Genomic DNA, 8,989 nt, shown 5'->3' with positions numbered 1-8,989 from the left:
CTCAATAACTTGAATCAGCACAGAAGGCTGCGTTCGAAAGTTAAAGTAATTTGTTAAGAGTAAGATTTTTTCGGTATTACGAAAGTGTTCTGGCAACGATTCTGGAAGGAGGGAAATTGCTACTACCAGCACCCTGCTTAATGATTAAAGCAGGGGGGAGAAAAAAGGTGGAGAGTCGATCTGTAAGCCGGGTTCTGTCTTGAACAGTCATTCGTCTACGATGGCCATCACTGGACATCTTTAGCAACCTACCCGGTCCCAGCGCGGGCCACGCCTTGGGACCCTATTTGGTCTTGCTCCAAGTGGGGTTTACCTAGCCACGAACTGTTGCCAGACGTGCGGTGCGCTCTTACCGCACCTTTTCACCCTTACCGGCGCCGAAGCGCTTAGGCGGTTATTTTCTGTGGCACTTTCCGTAGGCTCACGCCTCCCAGGCATTACCTGGCACTTCGCCCTATGGAGCCCGGACTTTCCTCCCCCCCCTAATTTTCATAGAGGGCAGCGACTGTCCAATCGACTCTCCGCCGCGAAGGTTAACGGCAGAGCGGCCGAAGAACAAGCGCTAAACGCCTTTGGCTGCTCCTGTGCGTCGGGTTTTTACTCGCCCTTCTGTTTATCCAGCGCAACCTGATAGAGCACATTCTTGCGCTCACCGGTAATTTGCGCCGCCAATGCCGCCGCACGCTTGAGCGGCATCTCTTCAAGCAACAGATTGAGGATGCGCATGGCCTCACTGCTGACCGCATCCTCGGTCTCAGGTGCCGACCAGCCCGCCACTAACACCACGCACTCGCCACGCTGCTGATTGCTGTCCGACTCGACGAACTCACGCAACTCGGCCAGCGGCAGACCTTTGAGGGTTTCGAAGGTTTTGGTGATTTCACGGGCCAGCAACGCCGGACGCTCGGGACCGAACACCAGCTCCATGTCTTGCAGGCACTCAAGGATGCGATGCGGCGCCTCATAGAAAATCAGCGTGCGCGGCTCGTCCTTGACCAGCTCCAGACGAGCGCGGCGACCGACAGCCTTGGCCGGGAGGAAGCCTTCGAAAATGAAACGGTCCGACGGCAATCCCGCCGCCGACAACGCCGCGATCAATGCACAGGCACCCGGGACCGGCACCACATTGATGCCGGCGGCACGGGCCTGACGTACCAGGTGATAACCCGGATCGGAAATCAGCGGCGTGCCGGCATCGGAGATCAGCGCCACATCGTCGCCCGCCAGCAATCGCGTGATAAAGCGGCTGCCTTCATCGCGCTCGTTGTGTTCATGGCAGGCGGCCAGCGGCGTGGGAATGCCGAAATGTTGCATCAGGCGCTGGGAGTGACGGGTGTCTTCGGCGGCAATCAACGCGACGTCGCGAAGGATCTTCAGTGCACGCGCACTGATGTCGTCCAGGTTGCCGATGGGCGTCGCCACCACATAAAGCGAGCCAGCAGCGGAATTCAAAGCACCTGGAGCAGTCAAAGCGCACACCTCATGATCGGTAAAAGGCGACATTGTAGCGCGTAGCGACGCTTGCGATCGCCCCGCCCTACTCGGGTTTTTCAGGCGTTTGTGCAGCGCTGCAACATTTGCACGAGCTAAATTGATCGATTCACGCCAGTAACATCGCGCCCCGGCCAGTGCTTGGGTACAATTCCACGCTAATTTGATCGAGTATCAGGAACACTACATGATCGCTTGCCTGCGGCTGTTCACTGCCCTCTGCCTCGCTGCCTTGCTGGCGGCTTGCGCCAGCTCGCCCTCTTCCAGCCTTGGCGAACTTCCACGGACCCCGGACGCCAGTATCGAGCAACTGCTCGAACAGGCCGCTCAAAGCAAGGATCCGGAAAAAGCCTCGCTGCTGCGCCTGAGCGCGGCAGACCTGGCCTATCGTCAGGGCAATGCCGGCCAGTCCGCGCAAATCCTGCAACAGGTTCCGGTGGAAACACTCAAGCCCGGCCAACAAGTCTTCGCCAGCACCCTGGCGGCTGAACTGGCCATGGCGCGCAACCAGCCCAAGGCGGCGTTGACTGCCTTGAGCCATCCGAGCCTGCAACGCCTGAGCGAATTGCCGGTCGAGCAACAGGTTCGCACCGGCACCGTCCATGCTCGCGCCCTTGAGGCCGATGGCCAGACACTGCCGGCTGCACGGGAGCGCATCTTCATTGCGCCAATGCTCGAAGGTGAAGCGGCCGCTAAAAACCATGAAGCGATCTGGACCCTGATCGCCTCGCTGCCAACCGATCAACTGCAACCCACCACCAACGATGACCTCGGTGGCTGGATGGGCCTGGCACTGGCGGTAAAAACCGCTGGCACCCTGGAGCAGCAGCAAGCCGCGATCGACAACTGGCGCGCCCAGAACCCTAAACACCCGGCCGCCATTCAATTGCCACTGCCACTGACAAAACTCAAGGAACTGGCCAGCCAGCCCCTGAGCAAGATCGCCCTGCTGCTGCCGCAAGACGGCCCGCTGGCCTCGGTCGGCAAAGCACTGCGCGAAGGTTTCATGGCGGCTCACTACCAGGCTCAACAAGCCGGGCAGAAGCCGCCAGCCATCGAGTTCTATGACAGCTCGAAACTGACTTCGATGGACGAGTTCTACCGCAAGGCCCAGGCCGATGGCGTGCAACTGGTAGTCGGTCCGCTGGAGAAACCGCTGGTCAAACAGCTCAGTGCTCGCCCGCAACTGCCGATCACCACCCTGGCGCTGAACTACAGCGAAGGCGAACAAGGTCCGGCGCAGTTGTTCCAGTTCGGTCTTGCCGCTGAAGACGAAGCCCGGGAAGTGTCCCGTCGCGCTCGCGCCGATGGCCTGCATCGCGCCGCTATCATGGTGCCGAAAGGCGAATGGGGCGATCGCGTGTTGCGCGCATTTAGCCAGGACTGGCAAGCCAACGGTGGCAGCATCGTCGCGACCGAGCGTGTTGACCAACCCGTTCAATTGGCCCAGCAGATTGCCGACATGTTCCAGCTGCGTCAGAGCGAAGGTCGCGCCAAGAGCCTGCAAAGCACCGTTGGCTCGCAGGTAGCGGCCCAGCCTTCGCGTCGTCAGGACATCGAGTTCATCTTCCTGGCTGCTACTCCGCAACAGGCCCAGCAGATCAAACCGACCTTGAACTTCCAGTACGCGGGCGATGTGCCGGTTTACGCCACGTCCCACGTATTCAGTGCCAGCGGCGACGCGAACCAGTACAACGATATGAACGGCATCCGTTTCTGCGAAACCCCGTGGTTGCTGGACGCCAATGATCCGCTGCGCAAACAGGTCACCGCACAATGGCCACAAGCCGCCGGCAGCCTCGGTCGCCTGTACGCAATGGGCGTGGATGCGTATCGCCTGGCGCCACGACTGGGCCAACTCAAGGCGCTGCCGGACAGCCGTATTGAAGGCCAGTCGGGCAGCCTGGGCATGACTCAAAACCAGCGCGTGGTGCGCCAGTTGCCGTGGGCACAATTCGTCAGCGGTCAGGTTCAACGCCTGCCGGATACCCCACGCTGATGCCTGACCGGTCACGCCAGCAAAGCGGTAAAGATGCCGAGCGCCATGCGCTCGAACATCTTCAACAACAGGGTCTGCGCCTGCTGGCGCAGAACTGGTTGTGCAAACGCGGCGAGCTTGATCTGGTCATGCTTGATGGCGATACAGTAGTATTCGTTGAAGTCCGCTACAGAAAAAACACCCAGTGGGGTGGAGCGCTCGACAGTATCGATGGGCGCAAACGGCAGAAACTGATTTTCGCCGCGCAGTATTTTCTTCAGCGCGAGTCGCGTTGGGCCAATTCCCCCTGCCGCTTCGACGTGGTTGCCATCGACAGCAACCTCGATCAGTTGAACTGGTTGCAGAATGCCTTCGACAGCTGATCCCATGCGCCCCGAAGCGGACACCTTTACCCAACACTTTTGCTCTTTGCTTTGCGGGCTGCACATTCATGTGCCGAGTAGCCGCGCTAATTAAGGTCACACAGATGGACATGCAATCCCGAATTCGCCAGCTTTTTCAGGCCAGTATCGACACCAAGCAAATGGCGATGGACGTACTTGCACCGCACATCGAGCAAGCCAGCCAAGTGATGGTCAACGCCCTGCTCAATGAGGGCAAAATGCTTTCCTGCGGCAATGGCGGTTCCGCCGGTGACGCCCAGCACTTTTCGTCCGAGCTGCTCAACCGATTCGAGCGCGAACGTCCGAGCCTGCCCGCCATTGCGCTGACCACCGACAGCTCGACGATCACCTCGATTGCCAACGATTACAGCTACAACGAAATCTTCTCCAAACAGATCCGCGCCCTCGGCCAGCCGGGTGACGTATTGCTGGCGATTTCCACCAGCGGCAACTCGGCGAACATAATTCAAGCGATCCAGGCCGCACATGATCGCGAAATGATTGTCGTAGCATTGACCGGTCGCGATGGCGGCGGCATGGCGTCGCTGCTATTGCCCGAAGACGTCGAGATTCGCGTACCGGCCAACGTCACCGCACGTATTCAGGAAGTCCACCTGCTGGCGATCCATTGCCTTTGCGATTTGATCGACAGCCAATTGTTCGGGAGTGAAGAATGACCCCTAATCGCCTAGGCTTTCTGGCCTTGACCCTGTGCCTCGGCATCAGCGGCTGCACGTCGGTGGTTAAAGCCAGCCGTGAAGCGCCGATTGAAGATGACCGCGGAACGCGCACCTTCGGCAGCAAGATCGACGACTCCCTGATCGACACAAAAGTCGGCGTGAACGTCGCCAAGGCCGATCCTGCCCTGGACAACGATTCGCACATCGTCGTCACCAGCTTCAACGGTGTCGTGCTGCTCGCAGGGCAAACACCGACTGCCGACCTCAAAGCCAAGGCCGAACAGGCTGCTTCCGCCGTCCAGCGCGTGAAGAAGGTTCATAACGAGCTGCAGGTCCTGCCGCCCTCCGGCTTCCTAGCTCGCCAGAACGACACCTGGCTGACCTCCAAGATCAAGACCCAGATGCTCACCGACCCGAACATCCCGGGGTCGCGCATCAAGGTCGTCACCGAGAACGGCATCGTTTATCTGCTGGGCCTGCTGACCAAGCAGGAAGCGGCGCAGGCCACCAATCTGGTGCAGAGCGTTTCTGGCGTGCAGAAGATTGTGAAGTTGTTTGAGTACATTGACTGATATTTGATGACCGACGATGGCCTCTCTGAGGTCGCCATCGCTCCGACAGTAATAAAAAAGGCGATCCTTGCGGATCGCCTTTTTTATTACTTCACCACTTTCAAACTGGGTCGACCGCTGGGACGCGGCGGCTCGCTGTCGGGCGGCGGAATATCGTCATCCGGCTCGATCTCTTCCTCGTCTTCCATAGGCGATTCCAGATCGAACACCATGCCCTGGCCATTCTCCCGGGCGTAAATACCCAGGATCGATGCGATAGGCACGTACAGAGTGTGCGGCACGCCACCGAAGCGCCCTTCGAAGCTGACCGCCTCATTGTCCATGTGCATATGACGCACGGCAGCCGGTGATACGTTCAGGACAATCTGTCCGTCACTGGCAAAACCCTGAGGCACCTGCACCGACGGATACTCGGAATTGACCAGCATGTGCGGGGTGCAATCGTTGTCCACAATCCACTCGTAGAGCGCGCGGACCAGATAAGGTCGACTGGAGTTCATAGCGGCTCCTTAAGCCTTAGCGCATATCGCGTTCGACACCAGACAGACTCGCCTGGAAAGCCTCACGCGCAAACGAGCGCTCCATGTAATCAAGCAGCGGCTTGGCAGGCCGCGGCAGTTCAATACCCAGAATCGGCAAACGCCAGAGTATTGGCAATAGGCAGCAATCCACCAGACTTTGTTCCTCACTGAGGAAAAACGGCTTGTCGGCGAACAGCGGCGACACACCTGTCAGGCTTTCACGCAACTCTTTACGAGCCACGACGCGGGCAGCTTCCTTGGTCTTCGAATCCAGGATCAGATCCACCAGACCACACCAGTCACGCTGAATACGATGAATCAGCAGACGGCTGTTGGCACGCGCCACAGGATAAACCGGCAGCAAAGGCGGGTGCGGGTAACGCTCATCCAGATATTCCATCACCACGGTCGACTCCCACAACGCCAGGTCACGATCGACCAGGGTGGGCAGACTTCCGTAAGGGTTCACTTCAATCAGTTTAGGCGGCTGGCGACCAGCTTCCACGTAAATGATCTCTGCGCTGACACCCTTCTCTGCAAGTACGATGCGCACTCGGTGGGAATAGTGGTCGGCGGGGTCGGAGTAACAGGCCAACCGATTGGTCACGCCCATGGCGGTCCTCCTCGCTTGTTGAAATTATCGGAAGCGGAAAAACGCACGCGCCCAGAGGACGCCTCTCGTAACGCCTGGCTTGCCAGACTCGTTACACCTTCAGAGACGCCCCTGGGCGCGTGCGATTAACAGCAATTGCTTACAGCTTTATCAATGGACGTCTTTCCAGTATTCACGCTTGAGCAAGTAAGCGAATACGAAGAAGAACGCCAGGTACAGCAACACATAGGTACCGATGCGCTGATGCTCCAGCTTAACCGGGTTAGCCGAGTAAGCCAGGAAGGTTACCAGATTCTTGACCTTCTCATCGAACTGCTGTTCGGTCAGAGCACCGCTCTTCGGCACGATGGTCAGCTGATCGCACGCTTCATGTGTCAGCGCTGTACCGGTCAGCGGATCATATTGCTTCTTGCCGTCTTCGACGATCTGAACCTGCTTGCAACCGACAACCTGACGACCTTGCAGGCCAACCAGGACGTTAGGCATGCCCACGTTCGGGAAAACCTTGTTGTTCACACCCCAAGGACGCGACGGATCTTCGTAGAAGGACTTCAGGTAACCGTAGAGCCAGTCAGTGCCACGAACGCGAGCGACCAGGGTCAGGTCGGGCGGCGCCGCACCGAACCAGGTCTTGGCGTCTGCCGGCTGCATGCCGATGTTCATGTGGTCGCCAATCTTGGCGCCGGTGAACACCAGCTTCGAGAGCATCAGGTCATGCGGGATGCCCAGGTCATCGGCAACACGCTCGTAGCGCTGGAACTTGGCGCTGTGGCAGCCCATGCAGTAGTTGGCGAACGTACGCGCGCCATCCTGCATGGCAGCCTGATCGGAAACGTCGATATCGACCTTTTCCAGTTCAGGAGCACCGGCTGTCGACGCGAAGGAGAACACAGGCATGGCAGCAAGAATCAGTACAGCAAATAGCTTTTTCATCAGCCAGTCACCCTTTCCGGAACCGGTTTGGTCTTCTCGAGCCTGGTGTAGAACGGCATCAGAATGAAGTAGGCGAAGTACAGGAAGGTACAGACCTGCGACAGCAACGTACGACCTGGCGTCGGGGCCAGAACACCCAGAATGCCGAGGATCACGAACGAAACGCAGAACACCACCAGCCAGATTTTGCTCAGCCAGCCTTTGTAGCGCATCGACTTGACCGGGCTGCGGTCCAGCCACGGCAGGACGAACAGCACAGCGATGGCCGCGCCCATGGCGATAACGCCCAGGAGCTTGTCCGGAACCGCCCGCAGAATCGCGTAGAACGGCGTGAAGTACCAGACCGGAGCGATGTGCTCAGGGGTCTTGAAGGCGTTCGCCACTTCAAAGTTCGGCTTCTCGAGGAAGTAGCCACCCATTTCCGGGAAGAAGAACACGATCGAGCAGAAGATGAACAGGAACACCACCACGCCGACGATATCTTTCACGGTGTAGTACGGATGGAAGGCAATGCCGTCCAGCGGTACGCCGTTTTCGTCTTTGTGTTTCTTGATGTCCACGCCGTCCGGGTTGTTCGAACCGACTTCGTGCAGCGCCAGGACGTGCAGCACCACCAGACCGAGAATCACGATCGGCAAGGCGACTACGTGCAGGGCGAAGAAGCGGTTCAGGGTAATACCCGAAATCAGGTAGTCACCACGAATCCACTGAGTCAGGTCGTTCCCGATCACAGGAATCGCACCGAACAGCGAGATGATCACCTGGGCACCCCAGTAGGACATCTGGCCCCACGGCAGCAGGTAACCCATGAAGGCTTCAGCCATCAGCGCCAGATAGATCAGCATGCCGAAGACCCACACCAGCTCGCGCGGCTTCTGGTACGAACCGTAGAGCAAGCCACGGAACATGTGCAGATAAACCACGATGAAGAACATCGAAGCGCCGACCGCGTGCAACATACGCAGGATCGAGCCGTACTCGACGTCGCGCATGATGTATTCGACGGAGGCAAAGGCTTCTTCCGCCGACGGGGTGTAGCTCATGGTCAGCCAGACACCGGTAACGATCTGGTTGACCAGAACGAGCAGTGCCAGGGAGCCAAAGAAATAGAAGAAGTTGAAGTTCTTCGGGGCGTAGTACTTGCTGAGATGGTCTTCCCACATTTTGGTCGCGGGAAAGCGCGCATCAACCCAATCCATGAACTTGCTCATCACGCTTTCTCCGTATCGACGCCAACGACAATAATGTCATCGGTCTCATAGGAATGCGGGGGAACTGGCAGGTTCAAAGGCGCAGGTTGCGACTTGTAGACGCGGCCAGCCAGATCGTAGTGGGAACCGTGGCAAGGGCAGAAATAACCACCTACCCAGTCCTTGCCCAGATCCGCAGGTGCCACTTCTGGACGGAAGGTCGGTGAGCAACCCAGGTGCGTGCAGATACCGATCAGCAGCAGAACTTCTGGCTTGATCGAACGCGTTTCCGGGTCGACATAGGTCGGTTGTGTCGAGTTCTTGGAGGTCGGGTCAGACAGCTGGCCCTCGATCTTTTTCAGATTCCCCAGGATTTCCTCGGTACGGCGGACAATGAACACCGGCTGACCGCGCCACTCAGCAATCATCTGCTGACCTGGTTCGATTTTGCTGACATTCACTTTCACCGGTGCACCTGCGGCTTTCGCCTTGGCACTGGGAAACCATGACCCCACGAACGGGACCGCAGCCCCCACCGCTCCTTAAGCTCGCACGACGTATGTTGATTATTCCATTAAGCGTTGATTTTCTGGTTTGACGTATCATT

Annotated in this window: 9 protein-coding genes, 1 other RNA gene and 1 pseudogene; 4 read left to right on the top strand and 7 right to left on the bottom strand. The window is 58.3% G+C overall.

Annotated features, from left to right (window positions below):
* Window positions 1–167: 167 nt before the first annotated feature.
* An RNA gene (gene rnpB, locus ACIQV9_RS26680) (RNase P RNA component class A) lies at window positions 168–521 on the bottom strand.
* 76 nt (window positions 522–597) lie between these two features.
* A complete protein-coding gene (gene rsmI / locus ACIQV9_RS26675) occupies window positions 598–1,503 on the bottom strand; it encodes a 16S rRNA (cytidine(1402)-2'-O)-methyltransferase (RefSeq protein WP_403107790.1) in 906 nt (301 codons plus the stop codon).
* Window positions 1,504–1,678: 175 nt separating this feature from the next.
* On the opposite strand from rsmI, the gene ACIQV9_RS26670 reads away from it, so the two are divergent.
* The 4 genes from ACIQV9_RS26670 to ACIQV9_RS26655 all read left to right on the top strand — a co-directional run bounded on the left by ACIQV9_RS26670 (window position 1,679) and on the right by ACIQV9_RS26655 (window position 5,125).
* On the top strand, window positions 1,679–3,490 hold the full coding sequence (locus tag ACIQV9_RS26670; protein ID WP_403107788.1) for a penicillin-binding protein activator: 1,812 nt from the start codon (window positions 1,679–1,681) through the stop codon (window positions 3,488–3,490).
* Window positions 3,490–3,852 carry a YraN family protein gene (locus ACIQV9_RS26665; RefSeq protein ID WP_007904371.1) on the top strand — a complete coding sequence of 121 codons (363 nt, stop codon included), beginning with the start codon at window positions 3,490–3,492 and terminating at the stop codon, window positions 3,850–3,852. Before ACIQV9_RS26670 ends, ACIQV9_RS26665 begins: the two co-directional genes overlap by 1 nt.
* A 104-nt stretch (window positions 3,853–3,956) precedes the next feature.
* On the top strand, window positions 3,957–4,550 hold the full coding sequence (locus tag ACIQV9_RS26660; RefSeq protein WP_008025961.1) for a phosphoheptose isomerase: 594 nt from the start codon (window positions 3,957–3,959) through the stop codon (window positions 4,548–4,550).
* The gene (locus ACIQV9_RS26655; RefSeq protein WP_403107786.1) at window positions 4,547–5,125 is read left to right on the top strand and encodes a BON domain-containing protein; all 579 of its coding nucleotides are present in this window, start codon (window positions 4,547–4,549) and stop codon (window positions 5,123–5,125) included. The genes ACIQV9_RS26660 and ACIQV9_RS26655 overlap by 4 nt, the downstream gene beginning before the upstream one ends.
* A gap of 86 nt (window positions 5,126–5,211) precedes the next feature.
* On the opposite strand, the gene ACIQV9_RS26650 is transcribed toward ACIQV9_RS26655, so the two are convergent.
* The 5 genes and pseudogenes from ACIQV9_RS26650 to petA all read right to left on the bottom strand — a co-directional run.
* A complete protein-coding gene (locus ACIQV9_RS26650; protein ID WP_059406200.1) occupies window positions 5,212–5,625 on the bottom strand; it encodes a ClpXP protease specificity-enhancing factor in 414 nt (137 codons plus the stop codon).
* A 16-nt stretch (window positions 5,626–5,641) separates the two neighbouring features.
* Window positions 5,642–6,259 carry a glutathione S-transferase N-terminal domain-containing protein gene (locus tag ACIQV9_RS26645; RefSeq protein ID WP_027922678.1) on the bottom strand — a complete coding sequence of 206 codons (618 nt, stop codon included), beginning with the start codon at window positions 6,257–6,259 and terminating at the stop codon, window positions 5,642–5,644.
* 150 nt (window positions 6,260–6,409) lie between these two features.
* Window positions 6,410–7,192, bottom strand: coding sequence for a cytochrome c1 (locus tag ACIQV9_RS26640; protein WP_403107783.1), 783 nt, complete (start codon window positions 7,190–7,192; stop codon window positions 6,410–6,412).
* Window positions 7,192–8,403, bottom strand: coding sequence for a cytochrome bc complex cytochrome b subunit (locus ACIQV9_RS26635; protein WP_083375773.1), 1,212 nt, complete (start codon window positions 8,401–8,403; stop codon window positions 7,192–7,194). Before ACIQV9_RS26635 ends, ACIQV9_RS26640 begins: the two co-directional genes overlap by 1 nt.
* Window positions 8,403–8,924, bottom strand: a pseudogene (petA, locus tag ACIQV9_RS26630) (ubiquinol-cytochrome c reductase iron-sulfur subunit); the annotation flags it as partial. The gene ACIQV9_RS26635 and the pseudogene petA, both read right to left, overlap by 1 nt.
* Window positions 8,925–8,989 lie beyond the last annotated feature (65 nt).

The organism is Pseudomonas sp. NPDC099000, from assembly GCF_044759925.1.
In the GTDB taxonomy this organism is placed as follows: domain Bacteria; phylum Pseudomonadota; class Gammaproteobacteria; order Pseudomonadales; family Pseudomonadaceae; genus Aquipseudomonas.
The sequence above is the reverse complement of the archived record's forward strand: the minus strand, read 5'-3'. Positions and strand labels throughout refer to the sequence as shown.

Bases quoted from the DNA above. Each gene is read 5' to 3' on its own strand.
- ACIQV9_RS26655 (WP_403107786.1), top strand. From the start codon at position 4,547: ATGACCCCTAATCGCCTAGGCTTTCTGGCCTTGACCCTGTGCCTCGGC.
- rsmI (WP_403107790.1), bottom strand. From the start codon at position 1,503: ATGTCGCCTTTTACCGATCATGAGGTGTGCGCTTTGACTGCTCCAGGT.
- ACIQV9_RS26645 (WP_027922678.1), bottom strand. From the start codon at position 6,259: ATGGGCGTGACCAATCGGTTGGCCTGTTACTCCGACCCCGCCGACCAC.
- ACIQV9_RS26660 (WP_008025961.1), top strand. From the start codon at position 3,957: ATGGACATGCAATCCCGAATTCGCCAGCTTTTTCAGGCCAGTATCGAC.
- ACIQV9_RS26635 (WP_083375773.1), bottom strand. From the start codon at position 8,403: ATGAGCAAGTTCATGGATTGGGTTGATGCGCGCTTTCCCGCGACCAAA.
- ACIQV9_RS26670 (WP_403107788.1), top strand. From the start codon at position 1,679: ATGATCGCTTGCCTGCGGCTGTTCACTGCCCTCTGCCTCGCTGCCTTG.
- ACIQV9_RS26665 (WP_007904371.1), top strand. From the start codon at position 3,490: ATGCCTGACCGGTCACGCCAGCAAAGCGGTAAAGATGCCGAGCGCCAT.
- ACIQV9_RS26650 (WP_059406200.1), bottom strand. From the start codon at position 5,625: ATGAACTCCAGTCGACCTTATCTGGTCCGCGCGCTCTACGAGTGGATT.
- ACIQV9_RS26640 (WP_403107783.1), bottom strand. From the start codon at position 7,192: ATGAAAAAGCTATTTGCTGTACTGATTCTTGCTGCCATGCCTGTGTTC.